At 57.0% G+C, this 18,725-nt stretch carries 15 protein-coding genes; 7 read left to right on the top strand and 8 right to left on the bottom strand.

Going from position 1 to position 18,725, the window contains the following annotated elements; translation table 11 throughout:
- Positions 1-20 precede the first annotated feature (20 nt).
- The gene (locus tag QV747_RS04645) at positions 21-2,513 is read right to left on the bottom strand and encodes an esterase-like activity of phytase family protein (RefSeq protein WP_273429425.1); all 2,493 of its coding nucleotides are present in this window, start codon (positions 2,511-2,513) and stop codon (positions 21-23) included.
- A 268-nt stretch (positions 2,514-2,781) separates the two neighbouring features.
- Positions 2,782-2,997 carry a hypothetical protein gene (locus tag QV747_RS04640; protein WP_047396868.1) on the bottom strand — a complete coding sequence of 72 codons (216 nt, stop codon included), beginning with the start codon at positions 2,995-2,997 and terminating at the stop codon, positions 2,782-2,784.
- A 455-nt stretch (positions 2,998-3,452) separates the two neighbouring features.
- Between QV747_RS04640 and QV747_RS04635 the strand changes: the two genes are divergently transcribed.
- Entirely contained in the window at positions 3,453-4,799 is a 1,347-nt protein-coding gene (locus tag QV747_RS04635) for an esterase-like activity of phytase family protein (protein ID WP_273429427.1), read from the top strand.
- Between the two features lie 112 nt (positions 4,800-4,911).
- Here QV747_RS04635 and QV747_RS04630 read toward each other — a convergent pair whose 3' ends face one another.
- The gene (locus QV747_RS04630; RefSeq protein ID WP_034619750.1) at positions 4,912-5,508 is read right to left on the bottom strand and encodes a YitT family protein; all 597 of its coding nucleotides are present in this window, start codon (positions 5,506-5,508) and stop codon (positions 4,912-4,914) included.
- Between the two features lie 191 nt (positions 5,509-5,699).
- Here QV747_RS04630 and QV747_RS04625 point away from each other — a divergent pair, with 191 nt between their 5' ends.
- Both QV747_RS04625 and QV747_RS04620 read left to right on the top strand, forming a co-directional pair.
- Positions 5,700-6,296 carry a TetR/AcrR family transcriptional regulator gene (locus tag QV747_RS04625; protein WP_047396867.1) on the top strand — a complete coding sequence of 199 codons (597 nt, stop codon included), beginning with the start codon at positions 5,700-5,702 and terminating at the stop codon, positions 6,294-6,296.
- A 110-nt stretch (positions 6,297-6,406) separates the two neighbouring features.
- On the top strand, positions 6,407-7,147 hold the full coding sequence (locus tag QV747_RS04620) for an NADPH-dependent oxidoreductase (protein ID WP_273429429.1): 741 nt from the start codon (positions 6,407-6,409) through the stop codon (positions 7,145-7,147).
- Between the two features lie 76 nt (positions 7,148-7,223).
- On the opposite strand, the gene QV747_RS04615 is transcribed toward QV747_RS04620, so the two are convergent.
- A complete protein-coding gene (locus tag QV747_RS04615) occupies positions 7,224-7,559 on the bottom strand; it encodes an ATP-binding protein (protein ID WP_273429692.1) in 336 nt (111 codons plus the stop codon).
- The gene (locus QV747_RS04610; protein WP_273429431.1) at positions 7,525-9,450 is read right to left on the bottom strand and encodes a histidine kinase dimerization/phospho-acceptor domain-containing protein; all 1,926 of its coding nucleotides are present in this window, start codon (positions 9,448-9,450) and stop codon (positions 7,525-7,527) included. Before QV747_RS04610 ends, QV747_RS04615 begins: the two co-directional genes overlap by 35 nt.
- Positions 9,451-9,853: 403 nt before the next feature.
- On the opposite strand from QV747_RS04610, the gene QV747_RS04605 reads away from it, so the two are divergent.
- On the top strand, positions 9,854-10,990 hold the full coding sequence (locus QV747_RS04605; protein WP_273429432.1) for a glycoside hydrolase family 18 protein: 1,137 nt from the start codon (positions 9,854-9,856) through the stop codon (positions 10,988-10,990).
- A 57-nt stretch (positions 10,991-11,047) separates the two neighbouring features.
- Here the strand turns inward: QV747_RS04605 and QV747_RS04600 are convergent, their stop codons facing one another.
- On the bottom strand, positions 11,048-12,091 hold the full coding sequence (locus tag QV747_RS04600; RefSeq protein WP_273429434.1) for a hypothetical protein: 1,044 nt from the start codon (positions 12,089-12,091) through the stop codon (positions 11,048-11,050).
- Positions 12,092-12,271: 180 nt separating this feature from the next.
- A complete protein-coding gene (locus QV747_RS04595; RefSeq protein ID WP_273429435.1) occupies positions 12,272-13,468 on the bottom strand; it encodes an MFS transporter in 1,197 nt (398 codons plus the stop codon).
- Positions 13,469-13,541: 73 nt separating this feature from the next.
- On the opposite strand from QV747_RS04595, the gene QV747_RS04590 reads away from it, so the two are divergent.
- From QV747_RS04590 to QV747_RS04580, 3 genes are all read left to right on the top strand, one after another.
- A complete protein-coding gene (locus tag QV747_RS04590) occupies positions 13,542-14,357 on the top strand; it encodes a helix-turn-helix transcriptional regulator (RefSeq protein ID WP_273429436.1) in 816 nt (271 codons plus the stop codon).
- A 200-nt stretch (positions 14,358-14,557) separates the two neighbouring features.
- On the top strand, positions 14,558-15,148 hold the full coding sequence (locus tag QV747_RS04585) for an NAD(P)H-dependent oxidoreductase (RefSeq protein WP_273429439.1): 591 nt from the start codon (positions 14,558-14,560) through the stop codon (positions 15,146-15,148).
- A gap of 174 nt (positions 15,149-15,322) precedes the next feature.
- Complete coding sequence (locus QV747_RS04580) at positions 15,323-16,132, top strand: transporter substrate-binding domain-containing protein (protein ID WP_273429441.1); 810 nt, start codon at positions 15,323-15,325, stop codon at positions 16,130-16,132.
- Positions 16,133-16,225: 93 nt separating this feature from the next.
- Here the strand turns inward: QV747_RS04580 and QV747_RS04575 are convergent, their stop codons facing one another.
- Positions 16,226-18,565, bottom strand: a complete 2,340-nt coding sequence (locus QV747_RS04575; protein WP_373317281.1) for a YgiQ family radical SAM protein — start codon at positions 18,563-18,565, stop codon at positions 16,226-16,228.
- Positions 18,566-18,725 lie beyond the last annotated feature (160 nt).

Genomic DNA, 18,725 nt, shown 5'->3' with positions numbered 1-18,725 from the left:
CCAGAACGGGCCGGCACGGTTTACTTCAGTTTCAGTGGGCTTGGCAGGGTGATCAACATAAATTCGTTGTCATCCGGCAGCTTGGTGCCCATGTGGCGGCCCACGCTAAATGGGTAGTTGTTGTCGTTGAGCACGCCAAGGGTGTTTTCATCGATCACCACCACGTCTTCGATGGTGACAAACGGCATGGCAAAGACGCCACCCAGACCGATATCGCCATTGCTGGCGGTGCCGCTGATGCCTTTTGGATCTTTAATGTCCATCAGGTTGACCAGTTCGGTTTTCTCAACGTAATCACCGGCTTTGCCCAGCTTGATCTTGAAGAGCTTTTTAAAGCCCGTCAGATCGCCAGTGCTGTTATCGCGCTCGATAATGATGCCTTCTTCGGCGTTAAACAGGATAAAGTCGCCGATATTGGTGCCTTTGGCGTCCAGCTTGTACTTGAAGGTTTTGCCGGTGTATTTACGGCTGGCGATATCAAATTCGCTGATCAGCAGCGTTTTATCATCGTGGCCAGTCAGCGGTTGTTCCAGCAGCGGGTAAAGCTTGCTGCCATCGCTTGAGAGCGCCATACCTTCAAAACCACCAGATTTTTTCGCGCGGAATGGATTGCTGGTGGCGGTGCTGCGATACGGCCAATACAGGCCGGCCATCCATGGTGTGTTTTTGCCGTTTTCATCCTGCATATTGGTGCCGTCATCGGTATTGGCCGGATCTGGGTAGATCGGGAAATCGCCAAACAGATACACGGTACGAATGGCCGGGAATTTCTCTTGTACGCGCAGCAGGGTGCGGAAATCGAAACTCTGAATGTCGGCACGGGCTTCCATCTTGTTGTCGACAATCACCTTGGCCAGCGTGTCGGCCATTTGCTCAAAGCCCACGGTGCGGTCTTTGTAGACTTTATCGTGGTTGTCCTTGTCGCTGCGCGGATTGATCTTGGTTTCGATGTTAAAGCGGACGGTCTTGGCGTTGGCCACGCGTTTGGCCGCATCCGGATGGGTTTTGCCCGCGCCGGTGCTGTAGTAGTCGATATAGGCCGTAACCAGATCGAAGATATCCTGCGTTTTCGGCAAGACATACGGGCTGGTGTAACCCTTGGTCGTGGCCAGTGCGGCCGAAACTGGCGAGAGTGCTACGTCGTTGCTCTGGTCGGCACCGCGGAAGACTTTATCGCAGATATAGTCGGCCTGGATTTGCGCCAGTGTCAGGTCTTTGATCAGCACTTCTTGCTTGATGTCGTTGTACGGCGTGCCATCGGTGCGGCGGCATTTCTGGGTTTCGATGTAGGGGTCGTGCTTCAGTACAGAGACGCCATCTTTGGTGATGCCCGAATCGGTTTCCAGCGTAGTCATCAGATTATCCAGCGCGGCCTCAAAGGCGGGCAGGGTGTTTTCTGGGCGCAGATTGCGCGCGCCACGGTGGCCTTGGGCGTCAAATTTGGCCGGGTCGATCAGGCCGTCTTTGGTCAGGTAGTCGCCCGGCACGCCGTCTTTATTGGCATCAAACTCTTTCACCGCCGCCAGCAGCAGATCGGGGCGATCAGAGATAATGCCGCTCACGCCGGCTTTCAGAAGCTCGGTCATTTTGGCTTTATCGTTCACCGTCCAGGTCACCACCTGATAGCCAGCGCTCTTGAGCGAGGCAACATCAAAAATCTCGCTGGTGGCTGGGGTGAGGCCCGGTTGCGGGTTTTTGCCGCGGGCGTAGTGGGCGTCCGGGCTGGATTTCACGCCATTGGCGTCGTATTTCAGCTGCACAAAGTACGGCGAGAACACCGGCGCGCGTTTGGCGCCAAAGCTCTGCGCATGGGCGCGTACGGCATTCATGATGCGTACCGCGCTGCCTTCTTCGCTGTATGGGTTTTGCGGCGAGCGGATTTCCTGGCCGGCGTTTTCGCTATCCATCAGCTTGATTGGTGCTTCCAGCAGCACGCCATTGGCGTCGGTGTGCAGCAGGAACGGCCCAAATTCATCGCCAAACCACAGCGTGCCATCCGGGGCGCGCTGCATCGATTCGATATCAAAGTCGGCGCCGGTGAGTACGCGCTCTTTGCTGAATTGATTGGTGATCGCAAATGGGATCAGTTTATTCGGGTCTTTCAGCTCGATGAATTTCTCGGTCTTGATGCTGCCATCGCCGCCATTGGCGGTTTTGAAATTCGGGCGAATGGTGTACACGCGCAGATTAAAGTCAGCCGAGTTTTCGATGCTGCCGTAGCCGTTGTCGGCCATCACCAGGAAGCTGCCATCGGCGTTTTTCAGAATCGCTGAAAAGCCTTGTACCGGCTGTTTGGCAAACGGCGCGCTGTGGCCGTTAAACAAAGTTCCGCCCAGATACTGGCCCGAGATCGGGCCATCGGCGAAAGTGGCGGCGGGCAGGATCGCGCGGCCGCTGAGCGTGGGCGCGGTGACGCTGCTGGTTGGAGTTTGCAGTTCGCCACCGCCGCACGCGGCCAGTAGCAGGGGAAGCAGGGCCAAGCCAAAAAGGCCGGCGCGGGGATGGGCAGACATATGCACCTCGTCATCAAAAAATGCCGCGAGCATAGAGGGCGCAGTTTTCAGGCCGTTTGCAATTACGCGACAAAGCGATGACGTCTAGATGGCGAAACGATTAAAGGTATCTGCTGCAGAGGTATAGCTGGAATAGGCTACGGTGATATACGTCACTGGGGTATTTGATTGGGCGACGAAAGGTAAAAATCCTTGACCTGATTCTGTGCGGCGCCCACAGCACAACGGCCCGCCGCAGCGAGCCGTTGTTGGGGGTGAAGCGCCAGACTTAGTGATGGCGGTGCGGGCGAAAGCGGATCGGGTCGATACTCATCTGGCTCAGATACATCAGGCCAATATAAATGCCGCCAAAAATCAGCATCCAGCCCAGCGGCAGGAGTAGCAATACGAGGCTGATTTCGCGCAGATCAAAGGCGCTGCTGAGCACGCCATACCCCAGTAAGCAGGCGATCCCGAGCAAAATCGGGACGGCACACATTTTCATTGAGAGCTGCATTTCGGTATCCCTTGTCTTGATTGATCATGCTGTTTGAATTTCAGTAAAGACAAGAAAATCATTTCGGCCTAGTGGCCACCGCCCGTCGCGGGCTTGGCTTGCTTTTTGCGCGGCAGGGTATCGCCAGCCGCCGCCAAGCCCCGCCGATTTCGCCCACCGATACCGTACCGAGGTATGGCTTATCAAAACTTGAATGTAAGCCGACGAGTGGTGACGCTCAACGGCAAACGCTCGCGCGGCTGAAAATTAATCTATGGGTATGTTTTCAAAAGCTATTTTATGCAAAGGCTGGGCGTATATACAGGGTATAGGTATTTGATATTTGGGTTTTTGCTTAGCCTGCAAGTTGGCGCTTGCTGACTAGCGGCACCGACCGAATTTGTCATCGTTTCGTCATCGCCGCTGCGTAATATTGCAAGCAGATTTCATTTAACGAGGTGGGTATGCAGCAATGGGCATGGATGCTGGCGGCAGTGCTGGCAAGTGGGGCGCAAGCGGGCGATGCTTTTCGCGCCGAGAGCGTCAATCATCCACAGGTGGCGGCGGTAGAGCGCTATGCGCTGCAAAGCCCGGCCAAGTTCAATCTGCCGTACAGCGGTGCGTTTGCCAGCGAATTCCCGCAGGGGCTGCCGTTTGCACCGGGCTCGGGCCTAGCGTTTAAGGGCAAAGATGCGCAGGGTAATTTGCTGTTCTGGTCCACCGGTGATCGCGGCCCGAATGGCGATGCGCCGCGCGTGCAAGAGGGTGGCAAAAAGCTGGAGAGCAAGATTTTCCTCACCCCGGATTACCAGCCCCGTTTTGCCCAGATCAAGCTGGTGCGGGGCAAGAGCGCCAGTGTAATCCAGAGCCAGCCGTTCCAGTTTGCTGAAGGCCCGGCGAGCGGTTTGCCACTGCCAGCGGGCACGGTGGGTGCGACCGGTGAAGTGGCGCTGAGCGACACGCTGGCGGTGCTGCCGGCGCATCCGCGTGGGGTAGATCCAGAAGGCATCGTGCCTGATGGTAAAGGTCATCTGTGGGTGGTGGATGAATATGGCCCCTTCCTGCTGAAAGTGGAAGCCAAAACTGGCAAAGTACTGCAACAGCTGGCCCCGGGCCGCGGCCTGCCCGAGGTGCTGCAATATCGCCAGCCGAATCGCGGCTTTGAAGCCGTGGCGCGCACCCCCAATGGCAAGATCTACGCCATGCTGCAATCTACCCTCAATATCAATGGCGAAACCAAACACAGCGCCGGCATTATCCGCTTGCTGGAGCTAGACCCGACCACCGGCGCGACCCGCATGCTGGGCTACCCGCTGGATAGCGCCGCCTACAAGAAAAATGGCGATGCCAAAATCGGCGACTTGGTGGCGCTGGATAATCAGCGCTTCGTGCTGGTGGAGCAGGGCAAAGGCAAAGATAAACAGATGCGCAATGTGCTGTATGTGATCGACATTGCCGGCGCCGAAGCTTTGCCGCAGCTGGAGGGCAAAGAGGCCGAATACGCTACCGCCGAGCAATTGGCCGGCCTCAAGCTGATTCGCAAGCAGCGGATGTTTGATCTGCGCGAAATCGGCTGGCAAGCCGAGAAAGCCGAAGGCTTAACGGTGGTGGATGGTCAGCTGGCGCTGATTAACGACAACGATTTCGGCCTGAAAGCCGAGCTGGCCAGCGGCAAAGATCTGGATGATGTCCTGATCAAAGATGGCCGGTTGCCCGAAGGCGAAGCGCTGCAGGTCAAAGCCACTAAGGAAGACTCCGAGCTGTGGCTGCTGAAACTGAAACAGCCGCTGAGCGCGTATTACCCGCAGTAAAATAGGGCGGCACCGGGCTGAGCTGAAATCAGTCAGGTGCCTTTACCTAGTTATGCGGCATCGTGGGTATTGGCTTGAGTGCTAATTAATATAGGGCGCACAGCCAAATACCCTACATGCCCATATAGCGGCCAGGGCGGTGATTGATGGCAATGACCAGATTCAGCGCCACTGCGCCCATGATCGACAGCAATAGTTTCTCGCCGCTCACCGTCATGGCGCCCGCGGCCAAAATACACAGATCAAACACCAGCTGGATATGCCCAGCGCGCCAGCCATGGCGCTGCTGCAAAAACAGCGCCATCACGGTTACCCCGCCCAAGCTGGCCTTGTGCCGGATCAGCATTAAAATCCCGATCCCCGCCAAAAGACCGCCAATAATGCTGGCAAACCAAGGCTGCAGCTGGCCAAATTGAATCCAGTGTGGCAGCCAATCGGCCAGCACCGACAGCATGGCGATGCACAGAAAAGTTTTGAGCGTAAATTCGCGCCCCAGCACGCGGTAGGCAAACAGATAAAACGGCAGGCTAATGGCGAAAAAGATCGCGCCATAGGCCCAGTGGGTGGCGTAATACAGCAAAAAGGCCAGGCCAGTAATCCCGCCAGTGAGCAAACCGGCGTGCTTGAAAAACTGGATGGCCAGCGCCATTAACAAGACACCGGTGAGTAAGCCTTGGGCGTCTTCCAGCCAGGTATGGCGTTTGGGCATGGTGATGCTCCACAGCAGCAAAGGTGCGGCACGATAAGGGAAATTCACGCGCGGCGCAGTTGGGTTTTTCCACAGTTAGTTGCACGCTAGCCTGCGTGCACCCAGCATTGCGGCAAATTCCCACTGCAACAAGTGACGAGCGGCATGGGTGGGGGCTTGCTACTAGACCAGTCGTCTAGTAGGATGGCGGCATGATGAAAACCAGCACCGACGATACCCGCAGCCATCTTCTGGCCACCGCTGAGCAAATTATCTTGCATAAAGGTTTTGCCGCCACCGGCTTGGCCGAAATTTTGCAAACAGCGGGCGTGCCCAAAGGCTCGTTCTATCATTATTTCCGCTCGAAAGAAGGCTTTGGGGTGGCGATGCTGGAGCGGTATTTTGCCGATTATCAAGCGCGCTTGGCACAGCAGCTCTCGCCCGCGCAGGGCAATGTCCGCGCGGCTTTGTTGCAGTATTTTGGCGGCTGGATCACCCATCAGCAATGCCAAGCTGGCGGCTGTCTGGCGCTGAAATTGGGCGCGGAAGTGGCCGATTTATCCAGCGCCATGCGCACCACGCTGGCTCAAGGCACGCAAGCCATCGAAGCCTTGCTGAGCGAAGCAATTGCTCGTGGTCAGCACAGCGGCGAGCTGGTGGCCAGCCAGCCGCCTAGCCAGCTGGCCAGCACTTTGTATAGCTTGTGGATGGGCAGCGCCTTGCTGGGCAAGATTCAGCAGAGCAGTGCGCCGCTAGAGCGCGCTTTGCAACAAACCGAATGGTTATTGCCGGCAGGGCCGGCCCAATAAACCGCGCCGGCCTACGGGCCGGCAGATGTTCCGTCGCCTCACGGCGGCTTTTTTTGAGTTTTAAACTAGACGACTGGTCTAATTGATTGACTGTACTTTGGAGATACACCATGAATGCCACGCTGGAACTGATGCACCAACACCGCAGTGTCCGTAGCTACACCGAGCAAGCCATTGAGCCCGCAGTGCTGGATGCCATTTTGGATGCGGCCTACAAAGGCCCAACCTCGATCAATGGCCAGCAAGTGTCGCTGGTGGTGGTACAAGATGCCGCCCGCCGCGCCAAAATCGCCGAAATCGCCGGTGGCCAGCCCTGGATTGCCCAAGCGCCGGTGTTTGTGACGGTAGTGATCGATTTCCACAAAACCAGCCAGGCTTTGGCCAAGCACGGTATCGAACATGTGATTCAGCAAAGCGTGGAAGGCTTTGGCGTGGGCGCGGTCGATGCCGGTATTGCTCTGGGTAATCTGATGACCGCGGCACGGGCGGCTGGTTTGGGCGTAGTACCTATCGGGGGTATTCGCCGTGATCCACAGGCGATGATTGATTTGCTGCAACTGCCAGCGAATACCTTCCCGATTGCCGGGGTGGTGATCGACCATGTGGCCACCGATAGCCCGCTGAAACCACGCCTGCCGCGCGCCAGCTTTGTGCATCACGAAACCTACCAAGCGGCCGATCTGCCGGCGCACATCGATGCCTACGATCAAACGCTGAGCGAATTCTGGCAAAGCATTGGCCGTGGCGATGGCAAACCATGGTCAGCCAATACCGCGCAGTTCTACTCGCAATTCTATTTCCCGCAAGTGGCCCCAGTGGCACGCAAGCAGGGTTTTGGGTTTGACCAGTAAGACATGAGCAAGTGAATGAATAAGGGGGTGTCTCGCCATAGGCCATAGATCTCGATGGTTTATGGGCAATACCCCTTTATGCTTGCCGCCATGGCCAGCGAATCGTGAGCCTCAGGCCGTGGCCAAGATCACTTTCTGCATGCAAGCTGCCGTGGAGCTGCTGTGTGACCAGTTGATAGACACGGGTGAGTCCCAGCCCATTGGTGCCTTGTCCAAATTTAGAAGTAAAAAAGGGATCAAAAATCCGTTTTACCTGTTTGGCCGCTACGCCATGGCCATCATCCTGATACACCAGCTCGATCTCATCCCCTACTTGTGCCCAGCTTAATTGCAAGCAACCCGCTTGGGGGCCACTGAAGGCGTGTTGGGCCGCATTTTCAAACAGCTGCCCCAAAATCTGCGCTAGTACCACCACTGGCACTGCCGTGTGTAGCGTGGCGCCATGTAGTTGCAGCTCGATAGTCGGGGGCTAGGCTGTTGAGTAGTTCGCCTAGATTTACGCTTTGCCATGGGTCACTCGCGGGCTGTTTGCTCAGATTGCGAAAGCGCTCGATCAACGCCACGACTCGGCTCAGATTGCGTTCGAGCGTGTCGCTGGCGCTGCTGTGCTGGGCGAGGAACTCGCTCAGTACCGATTTGGCCAGCTTGCCGCGGCTGAAGTCATCTTGTAAACGCTGCAGGTTGCTGCTGAGGATGCTGGCCGTGGTGACGCACACGCCCACGGGCGTATTCAGCTCATGCGCCACGGCCGCGACCAAAGCGCCCAGCGCATGGACCCGCTCGCCGCGTTCGAGCGCCTGTTGTAGCTGTTGGCGTGCATCTTCTGCCAGCTGGCGCTCGATGAGTTGTTGCAGCAAGCTGGCGCGAAATAGATCATCGCGGCTCCAGTTGTGCGGGAGTGCCGCGGGGCCCTTACCTTGACTGAGTACCAGTAGCCCGCATTGTTGTCGCTGCCGTACCGGCAAAAATAGCAGTGAGGTAATGGGCTGGCCTAGCAGGCGGGCAAATTCAGCCGCAGCTTCATGCAGGGTGGCACGCGAAAGCGGTAATGGGCTACTGAGTTGCGTGAGTAAACGCTGGGTGGCGGGAAATTCATCCGCGCGTATAGTTTTGGCTGCCAGGCCTAAGGTTGGCGCTTCGGCAGCAAGTATCGCTGCCGCTCGCTGGGGATGGTGAAGCCATTGGCCCAGCCATTCCACTTGCAGCAGTGGTTTAGCCTGCACTAATAGGTTGGGCAGTGCTTCTTCAAGGTGGATATCGCTCAATTCTTGTAGCGACAAGGTCAGCAGTTGTTCATGCGCATCTTGCTCGCTTAAATCCAGCGCTTTCATGTTGCGATGAACCGGTGCCAAGCTGCGCTTGAAATGCTCGGCATTGAGCTGTCGTTCCAGGTGCACCCAGTGCATCGCCTGCACCAGATTGCCCTGCCGCTCGTAGGCGTTGACCAAGGCGGTGACATAATCCAGCTGGCGCGCTAGTGAGCCGGTTTTCTCGGCGAGGGTGTAGGCACTCAGCAGACAGGTAATCTCGTCGCTTAGCCGCCCGCTATGACGAAAGAGCGTGGCCAGCGAATCGAGGCTGACACTTTCAAGCCACAGGCAATGAATTTGCCGTGAGAGTTCAATGGCCTGCTGCAGATTGGTTTCGGCGCTAGCGAGCTGAGTGAGTTCCATTTGCGCATGGCCAATATGCCAGTAGGCTTCGGCCACGTATTCACGGATGCGCCCCGCCTGCGCATGCGCCAAGCCGGTTGTGAAATGCTGCAATGATTCAGCCCATTGCTGATACTGCACACACATCACCCCGAGATTTAGTGCAAGTTTGGCGGAGAGGTAAACGCTACCGGCGGCAGCCACCGGTGCGCTGGCCGATAGCAAATAGCGACGGCCTTCATCCGGGTTTTGCAGCTCGATATTGGCATGGGCAAGGCCAATGCGGGCTTCAGCCTGTGTCTCGTGATCCTCGACCACGGTGGCGAGTTCGAGTGCCTGCATCCAGGCCTCAATCGCCTGTTGATAGCGGCCCTGAATCTGGGCGATTCGTCCCCGCGCCTGCAGTAGCCGTGCGCCTTGGGCGGTAAGCCCTAGGCGGTTGGCGGTCGCGATGCCAGCCTCGATTTCACCTTGGATCAGGTGGATCTCACCTCGTCGTTCATGAATCAGATAGCGCGCATAGCAGGCATCTAGGAGTAAATCATCCCGCCCAGCCGCCTCCGCTTCGGCGGCAAAATGCACTGCCAGCCGGAAAGCCAAAAAAGGATGCTCGCGAGAAACGCGATCAATGCGGGCGAGGGCGGTGTGCACGGCAAGTCCTTGCGCATCAGGGCATTTTAGTATGGTGTGCAGGCAGAGCATTCGCCGCTATCAGTGGCGATAGTCGGCAGAATGAACCGACGAAATGCAATTTGATTGCTGCGAGCCCAGACTTCTCTAGGTGAGCTAACCAAGGTGGTATACGTGCTCATAAAGGGCTATGGGCACGCTCACCATCACTGGCCTCGCTGTGGACAAGGTCTGCACTGAAACTTCTTTGCAACATTCACGTGTGGCTTACTTAGGTGAGCTGGCGTCACCTCTATACTGGTGCAACCTAGGTATCAGGCCATTGGCTTGGTTTATTTAGGAATGACGAATAAAACCAAGAAGGTACGCGCAAATGAAAACAGGAATAGCCCGGTTTGTATTGGCCGGCATGATGATCGGGGCTGTGCAGCTCGCCGCTGCTGCAGAGGCAGATTACAAAGTGGTAGGGTACTCAATCTCTTGGGGAGCCTATACCCGTAATTACATGCCCAGTGACGTAGACCCAACAAAGCTCACGCATCTGAATTTTGCCTTTGCCAATATTGAGGGCGGCAAGGTGGTGATTGGGGATGGCAATGTGGATAGCAGCGGTAAAAATAATTTCCGTCAGCTACGGCAGCTGAAAAAGAAAAATCCAAACCTGAAAACGCTCATCTCGGTAGGGGGCTGGACCTGGTCGAAACATTTCTCCGATGTGGCGCTAACCCCGCAAAGTCGGAAGGTGTTTGCTGATAGTGCGGTTGAATTTATTCGTCAGCATCAGTTCGATGGGGTGGATATTGATTGGGAATTCCCTGTCACTGGCGGAAATGCTGGCAATATCGAGCGCCCGGAAGACAAACAGAACTACACCTTGCTGATGACCGCCCTGCGTGAAGCACTAGATGTCGCCGGCAAGGCAGATAAAAAATCCTATCTGTTGACGACAGCGATTGGGCCGGGTGAGCGCTGGATTAAAAACACCGAGATGGGCAAGGTGGCGCAAGTGGTCGATTTCATGAACTTGATGGCGTACGACTACAACGGTGGCTGGAATAAGCATTCCGGTCATGTTGCGCCGCTATACCATGATCCAGCCTATACCCGCGAGAGTAACAGCCCGAACAATAACATCAGCAAAGTGGTGGAGATGCTATTGGCTGAAGGAGTGCCGAGCCAGAAAATTGTCTTAGGGGTGCCATTTTATGGGTACAGCTGGAAGGGTTGTAAGGCCGAAAATAATGGTGAGTACCAAGATTGCGCGGGCAAAGGTCGTGGGAGCTGGGAAGCAGGCAATCTGGACTATAGCGAGATCGAGAAAAAACTCGTCAATCAAGATGGTTTTACCCGTTATTGGAACGATGTTAGCAAAGTCCCATTTTTGTTTAACCCTAAAAGTGGCGAATTCATTACCTATGAAGACAACCAGTCGCTGGGTTTGAAGCTGGATTATCTAAAGCAGAAAAAACTGGGCGGTGCGATGATTTGGGAGCTATCCGGTGATCGCAAAGAGACCTTGTTAAAACAAATCAACCAAGCGCTGCGGCCTGCGAGCAAGTAAGCTCGCGTGCAGTGAAAAAACGGGCGCTAAGGCGCCCGTTTTTACTTGCTGAGATCACTACACCACCCAGCGCCCCTGCTGGTAGAGGTTCTCTTCCCCCAGCCATACCCCGCCGGCAATATCCACGAAGACATCGATGTGAAAGCGGGTGTCTTTGCGCTTGAATTGCGGTTTGTTGTAGCTGCCGTGTTTGGCGCCTAGCGAAAGGTGTACGCCGCATAGGCGCTCGTAGGTGCCAATATCGCTCACGGTGTTCTCGCGATCAAAGGCGCGGTTGAGCCCAAGGCCCAGTTCGCGCAGCCATACTTCGCCTTCTACTTCGCGGATCCGCGCCAGCACCGCGTCGAATTCGGGTGTGCTGTCTTCCACGGCCACAATGCGTCCGGCGGCCACTTCGATGGTGATTGGCGTGGCGGGGAAATTGCAGTGGAAGGTGGTATCGCCAAACACATACACTTGCGCGCGGCCATGCACGCTGGTGAGGTCAATGGCTTCGGTAAATACTTCGCCAATCGGAAATTGCCCGCCAATATTGTTCAGCTGCCGATAGTCGCCGACATTGAGCTTGGCCGGCTCGAGTGGGCCGTAATGCAGTACATCGCCGCGTGCACTGATCAGCCGGGCATGCGGGGCGCTGGCGATGCGCGCCTGCAGCGCCTGGCCGGTGCCCCGATAGTAGTCGGCATCGTAAGCCAGGGCGGCGATATAGCGCGGCGCCTCGGCGTTAATCATGCGGGCAAGGTGTACGTGTTCGATGACCTTCAGCCCTTGCGCAAAGAGCTGCACCCGCAGGCGATAGGCATCTAGCCGAAAATGTGTGGATTGAATCAGCACCACCAGCGCGCCAGCGGGCAGCGCGGCAAAACGGGCCAGCACTTCTTCGTTACTTACCGTGCTGATTTCCAGCCGCGGCGCTTGCGGCAAGGCGGCCTGATACGCGTCGGCCAGCAGCGGGGCGAGCGGGCATTCGGTATCAAACACGATCAGGGCGGGCGCGCCGGCCGGATGTTCAATCGCTTGTTCTACAATTTGCGCCACATGGCGCTGGGCCTGTTGACGATGTTCCGTGCTCAGTTCGCAATAATAAGGTGTGCTGCTCATGGGTATAGCCTGATTCTTTATTTAAATCATTGCCTCTGGGTTGATACCCATGTGGGGTATTTGGCAATGATAGATCGCTGCAAAAGCCCATTATCGCATGGGCTTGTGCAGCGATGTTTGCCTTGGCGCAGAACGGTCATGCTGGCTGCGCCGCCATGACCGATGCCGGGCAGGCGGTGCTTATTTCAGCTTGGGCAGCAAACCGGCCACAATCCCCAGTAGCGGCAAATAGGCCAGCGCCTGATACACCGCCACAATGCCATAGTGATCGGCCAGCCGCCCCACCAGCGCCGCGCCAAGGCCGGCGATGCCAAACGCCAGGCCAAAGAATAAACCGGCTACCGTGCCCACCTTGCCCGGCATTAATTCTTGCGCATAGACCAGCATGGCGGAGAACGCCGACGACATAATCAGTCCCACCACAAAGCTCAGCAACACGGTGCCGGCCAGCCCCACCTGCGGCAGCCACAGGGCAAAGGGCGCGGCGCCCAGAATCGAAAACCAGATCACCACTTTGCGCCCCAGCCGGTCGCCAATCGGTCCACCGGCCAAAGTGCCCAGCGCTACGGCAAACAAAAACACGAACAGCAGCAGCTGCGCCTGTTGCGGCGCGAGGGCAAAGCGCTCGATCAGATAAAAAGTGTAGTAGCTCTGAAAGCTGGCCATATACACAAATTTGGTCATCAGCAGCGTGAGCAACACGCCCATAATCCAGATGGTTTTCCCGCGGCTAAAGGGCATGGCTTTGGCCGTGGCGTGGCGGGTTTGCGCCCGGTGTTGGGCGGCAAACCAGCGGCTAATCCAGTGCAAGACGGCCATGGCCAGCAAGGCGGCGCCAGAAAACCACGCCAAGCTGGGTTGTCCGAGTGGAATTACGATCAGCGCCGCCAGCAAAGGGCCGCAGGCACTGCCGGCATTGCCGCCCACCTGAAACAGCGACTGAGCCAAGCCATGCTGCCCGCCCGAGGCCAAGCGGGCAATGCGTGAGGCTTCCGGGTGGAAAATCGATGAGCCGGTGCCCACCAGCGCAGCGGCCAGCAGCAACAGCGCAAAGGTGTGCGCTTGTGACAGCAGTAACAAGCCCGCCAGCGTAAAGCCCATGCCGACGACCAGGGCGTGTTGCTGAGGGCGGCGGTCGGTGATTTGCCCCACCAGCGGTTGCAAGATCGAGGCGGCGAGCTGGTAGGTGAGCGTGAGCAGCCCCAGCTGGGTAAAACTGAGGTGATATGTGCCTTTAAGCATGGGGTAAAGCGCCAGAATCAGCGATTGCATCATGTCATTTAAAAAATGCGCGCTGCTGATGGCCCCCAGAACGCGGTATTGGGTGCGCTGCGCGGCATCGCTAACGGCGGCACGCACGGTGGCGGCGGTGGTCATGGGTGTACTCCTGCGGGTGAATGAAAACGACAAGCGTCTTGCGCAAGACAAAGCCATCTTAGGGCGCTAAGCTATGTCTGTCGCACGCAAATATGACAAACACCATCGAGAAAACGACATGCTGGTTGAACGAGTTGGCCCCCTGCGGGCGATGCAGGGGGCCTTATTGCATGGCAAGGCCGCCGATCATCCACCCGGCTCTTCCACCCCGCGGCATTGGCATGAGGTGACCCAGCTGCTGTATGCCATTAGCGGGGTGATGCGGGTGATTACCCCGCACGGGCAATGGATCGTGCCGCCCAATCGCGGGATCTGGGTGCCGCCCGGGGTGTGGCATGAGGTGCTGATGATTGGGCATGTGGAAGTGCGCTCGCTGTATGTGCGACCGGATGCGGTGCCGGGCTTGCCTGCGGAATGTTGCGTACTGGAAATCACGCCGCTAATGCGTGAGCTGATTTTGGCGGCGATCAGTATTGATTATGAAGTGCAGCCCATGCCGCCACGGCAGCGGCTGATTGCCGAATTGCTGCTGAATGAAGTGAAATCGTTGCCCACCCTGAGTTTGCAGCTGCCAATGCCGGCTGACCCGCTGTTGGCCCCCATTTGCCGTGCGCTGCTGGCCGAGCCGGATGACGCACGCAGTAGCGAAGATTGGGCGAGCCACGCCGGGCTGGAAGTGCGCACTCTGCAGCGCCGGTTTCGCAAAGCCACCGGCATGACGTTGGGCGATTGGCGCCGGCAGGCGCGGCTACTGAATGCGCTAGAGCGGCTGGCGCAAGGCGAGCGGGTGCTGGATGTTGCGCTCGATTGTGGCTACAACAGCCCCAGTGCCTTTAGCGCGATGTTTAAGCGGCAATTTGCCTGCTCGCCTAGCGACTTTTTTGCTTAGGTCAGCGGTCCTGACTTGTTAGGGTATCGCCTTGTGGCCATTGCTGGAAAATGCCTGTGGAGGTATACCCTGGGTTAAATATCAGTTTTCGCCGCCTGCATGTATTTTTACCAGCCCTAGCCGGTAAAAGTCGCCTATTGCCCGCCCCGGGCGCGCGATATGCTTTTGACATTCTATTTTGTCTGCTCAGGAGGTGCCCTATGGCCCATGTTCTCATCATCAACGCAGCCAAAGCCATGGCGCATTCGGCGGGTGGCCTCAACAATGCGCTGACGGCGCTGGCGCAAGACGAGCTGCGTCAGCTGGGGCATCAGGTCAGCGTGACTGAGCTGGAAGCAGGCTACGAGATCGAGGCTGAAGTCGAGAAAATCTTGGCGGCGGATGTGCTGATTTACCAAATGCCAGCCTGGTGGATGGGCCCACCATGGACGTTGAAAAAATACCTCGATGAAGTCTTTACCGCCGGCCACGGCCGGCTGTATGCCAGCGATGGCCGCAGCCGCCACGATGCGAGCAAAAAATACGGCTCAGGCGGCCTGTTGGCGGGTAAACGCTATCTGCTTTCGGTCACCTGGAATGCCCCTACCGAGGCCTTTAGCGACCCAGTGCAGTTTTTTGAAGGGCGCGGGGTGGATGCGGTGTATTTTCCGCTGCATAAAGCCAATCAGTTTCTGGGACTGCAGCCACTGCCCACCTTTATGTGCAATGACGTGATCAAAGCCCCGCAAATCGAGAGCGATTTTGCCCGCTATCGCGACCATCTGCACGCGGCACTGCGCCAGCTCGGCTAATCCTAAGCCCGCGCTGTCGGGCTTAGTTGTTTCCCTAACAGGCTGCTGTCATAAATTGGCCTACACTGCGCGACTTGCATCGCCTTACTTCACCTTCGCGGGATGGAAAAGGCGCTGCAGTTCGCCGCAGAACGGCTACATTAAAAAGACCATCGCACCGCAAGGGGAAGCAGTATGTTTCGTTCCTTATTGGCCATCGTATTGCTGGCCATGACCCAATGGGTTCAGGCTACATCGCTGGAAAGCATCCAGCGCAACGGCACCATCGTGATCGGGGTGCGTGATTCGTCGCCGCCGTTCTCGCAAATGGATCCGCAAACCCGCGCCTTGCGCGGCTATGACATTGATTTCGCCCTAGGCATTGCCAAGCGCCTGAATGTCAAACCGATCTTCAAAACCCTGGAATCCAATGATCGCCTGCCGTGGCTGAAACAAGGCAAGGCTGACATCGTGATCGCCGTGCTATCGCGCACACCTGAGCGGGAAAAAGAGATTGATTTCAGCGTGGGTTATTTTGTGACCGATACGCGCATTCTGGCTAAGAAAGGTCGTTTCAAAAGCGATAAAGACTTGGCCGGTGCTTATCTGGCGGCGGTGAATGCCTCAACCGGCGCCAAGCTCTTGCGGCAAAACTTCAGCAAAACCAAGCTGGCCGAGTTTGATGATGTGCCGGAAACCATCAAGGCGCTGAATGCCGATATCGTGGAAGGTGTGGTGGACGATGCGCCAGTATTGGCCATGGCGCTGAACAAACTGCCGGAAGCCCAGCGCAATCGCTATGCGATTACCGATTTCGCCTTGGCACTGGAAGTGTATTCGGTCGGTATCCCTAAAAACGAGAAAACCCTGCAAACCGCGATTAATAATGCGCTGGTGGATATGGAAAACAGCGGCGAAGCGCTGACGATTTTCAACCGCTGGTTTGGCCCGGCCAGCAGCGCGCCGATTGCGCGGATTTTCAAAATCAATCCAAGCCGCAATTAAGCCTTAGCCAGTACTGATCGCCAGAATAAAAAGCCCCGCAGTGCGGGGCTTTTTTGTGGGCAGGAGTCGCCCGACTTGGCGCTATAAGCCCGCTCAGCGTGGCTTTTTCGCGCTACCGGCGGGTTTGCCCGCTGCTGGGCGTGGGCTGGCAGGTTTGGCGCCGGCCTTGTTGTTGGCTGGTTTGCTGCCGGCGAAGTTGCTGGCGGGGCCACCGGCTTTGGCCAGGGGCTTGCCAGCGATATTGCGGGGTATTGCCCCGGTGGTATTTCTCTGGTTTCCATTGGTGGCTTTACCCCGGTTGGGTATCCGGCCCACCGAGCCTGGGCCGCCGCCACCGCGGGCATTGCCTTTTGGCGCACTCATGCTTTTCTCGGCGGCGCTTTCTGGCGGGATCAGCTGGTGCTGCCCCGGGCCGATCAAATCGGCACGGCCCATATTGATCAGCGCTTCGCGCAGCAGCGGCCAGTTTTTTGGATCGTGATAACGCAAAAAGGCTTTGTGGACTTTACGGCGTTTTTCATCCCGAATGATGTCCACTTTTTCCGAGCTACGCGCAATGCGTTTGAGTGGATTGCGCTTGGTGTGCCACATGGTGGTGGCCATGGCCATCGGCGTGGGCGTAAAGGCCTGCACCTGATCGGGGCGGAAATTGTTTTTCTTTAGCCACAATGCCAGATTCAGCATGTCTTCATCGCTGGTGCCGGGGTGGGCGGCGATGAAATACGGAATCAGATACTGCTTTTTGCCGGCCAGCTTGCTGTAGTGGTCGAACATGTCTTTAAAGCGCTCGAAGGTGCCGATACCCGGCTTCATCATCTTCGATAATGGGCCTTCTTCGGTGTGCTCCGGTGCGATTTTCAGATAGCCCGAGACATGGTGGGTGACCAGCTCTTTCACATATTCGGGCGATTCCACCGCCAGATCGTAGCGCAGGCCCGAGCCGATGGTAATTTTCTTCACGCCCGGAATCTTGCGCGCTTTGCGATAGAGCTGAATCAGGCTGCTGTGGTCGGTATTCAGGTTTTCACAAATACCCGGGTAAACACAGGACAGCCGGCGACAGGAGCGCTCAATGGCCGGGTCTTTACAGGCCAGCCGGTACATATTGGCAGTGGGGCCGCCCAAATCGCTGATATGGCCGGTAAAGCCGGCGGTTTTGTCGCGAATTTCCTCGATCTCCCGCAAGATCGAATCTTCCGAGCGGCTTTGGATCACGCGGCCTTCGTGCTCGGTGATCGAACAGAAGGTACAGCCGCCAAAACAGCCGCGCATGATATTGATCGAGAAGCGGATCATGTCCCAGGCCGGAATCACTTGCTGGCCATAGCTGGGGTGCGGATTACGGGCAAAATACTGGTCAAACACGTAATCCATTTCATCCGTTTTCAGCGGAATCGGGGGCGGGTTAATCCAGACATCGCGCTCGCCATGTTGCTGCACCAGCGCGCGGGCATTGCCGGGGTTGGATTCCAGATGCAATGTGCGGCTGGCGTGGGCATAGCTGACCGGATCGTAGGTTACCGTTTCGAATGACGGAATCCGGATTACCGTGCGGCCGCGGATTTCCCGCCGCGCGGCCAGCCGTGCTTCACGTGAAACAATACGGATTGGCTGTGCTCCATCTTTGGGGGTATCGCTCTGCGCGCTTTGCTGGCGCTCGCTTTCATCGGCATACGGGTTGATCAGTGGATCAATCTTTCCGGGATTGTCGACCACGGAAGAGTCCATCTCCACCCAGCCTTCGGGGCGCCAGCCCTGCGGCACCAGAAAGGCCGTGCCCCGCACATCGCGGATCTCGCTCATTTTCTCACCAGCGGCAACCCGCTGAGTTACTTCCACCAGCGCGCGTTCGGCATTGCCATACAACAGTAGATCCGCCTTGCTGTAAATCAGCGCCGACTGGCGGATTTTGTCGCTCCAGTAATCATATTGGGCAATCCGGCGCAGGCTGGCCTCGATGCCGCCGGCCATAATCTGTACGCCCGGATAGGCCTCACGGCAGCGCTGGCAATACACGTTGAGCGCGCGATCGGGGCGTTTGCCGGCCACGCCACCCGCGGTGTAGGCGTCGTCCGAGCGCGGCTTTTTGTCGGCTGTGTAGCGATTGATCATCGAATCCATATTGCCGGCGGTGACGCCGAAATACAGCCGCGGTTTGCCCAGCTGTTTGAAATCTTCGGCGGAAGTCCAATCCGGCTGACTAATCACCCCCACACGAAAGCCTTGCGCTTCAAGCAAACGGCCTAAGAGCGCCATGCCAAAGCTGGGGTGATCGATATAGGCGTCGCCCGTCACGATGATGATGTCGCACTCATCCCAACCCAGCGCATCCATTTCCTTGCGGCTCATCGGCAAGAATGGGGCGGGCTGGCGGGCTTGCATGCCGGCCGGCAACTGGTAAATCGGGGTGAGGGGGGCTTGAACAGAACTCATGGCGACAACAAAACAGACTAATCGTGTATTGTCGCAGATTTGCGGCGCTTGCGGCAGCTAAATACTTGTTTTTTATCGGAATAGCGCGATATTTTGGAGCGAAAAGACCGTAAATTTTTTAGGGGTTTCGCCGCTTGGGCGAGTTTTTGCTTGCAGATCA

This window comes from uncultured Chitinibacter sp., assembly GCF_945957625.1.
Taxonomy (GTDB): domain Bacteria; phylum Pseudomonadota; class Gammaproteobacteria; order Burkholderiales; family Chitinibacteraceae; genus Chitinibacter; species Chitinibacter tainanensis.
Note: the sequence above shows the minus strand (reverse complement) of the source record. Positions and strands in the feature narration are given on the sequence as shown.

Coding starts and splice junctions, on each gene's coding strand:
- QV747_RS04600 (WP_273429434.1), bottom strand. CDS start 12,091: ATGAGCAGCACACCTTATTATTGCGAACTGAGCACGGAACATCGTCAA.
- QV747_RS04580 (WP_273429441.1), top strand. CDS start 15,323: ATGTTTCGTTCCTTATTGGCCATCGTATTGCTGGCCATGACCCAATGG.
- QV747_RS04635 (WP_273429427.1), top strand. CDS start 3,453: ATGCAGCAATGGGCATGGATGCTGGCGGCAGTGCTGGCAAGTGGGGCG.
- QV747_RS04590 (WP_273429436.1), top strand. CDS start 13,542: ATGTCTGTCGCACGCAAATATGACAAACACCATCGAGAAAACGACATG.
- QV747_RS04625 (WP_047396867.1), top strand. CDS start 5,700: ATGATGAAAACCAGCACCGACGATACCCGCAGCCATCTTCTGGCCACC.
- QV747_RS04620 (WP_273429429.1), top strand. CDS start 6,407: ATGAATGCCACGCTGGAACTGATGCACCAACACCGCAGTGTCCGTAGC.
- QV747_RS04630 (WP_034619750.1), bottom strand. CDS start 5,508: ATGCCCAAACGCCATACCTGGCTGGAAGACGCCCAAGGCTTACTCACC.
- QV747_RS04640 (WP_047396868.1), bottom strand. CDS start 2,997: ATGAAAATGTGTGCCGTCCCGATTTTGCTCGGGATCGCCTGCTTACTG.
- QV747_RS04575 (WP_373317281.1), bottom strand. CDS start 18,565: ATGAGTTCTGTTCAAGCCCCCCTCACCCCGATTTACCAGTTGCCGGCC.
- QV747_RS04595 (WP_273429435.1), bottom strand. CDS start 13,468: ATGACCACCGCCGCCACCGTGCGTGCCGCCGTTAGCGATGCCGCGCAG.
- QV747_RS04585 (WP_273429439.1), top strand. CDS start 14,558: ATGGCCCATGTTCTCATCATCAACGCAGCCAAAGCCATGGCGCATTCG.
- QV747_RS04645 (WP_273429425.1), bottom strand. CDS start 2,513: ATGTCTGCCCATCCCCGCGCCGGCCTTTTTGGCTTGGCCCTGCTTCCC.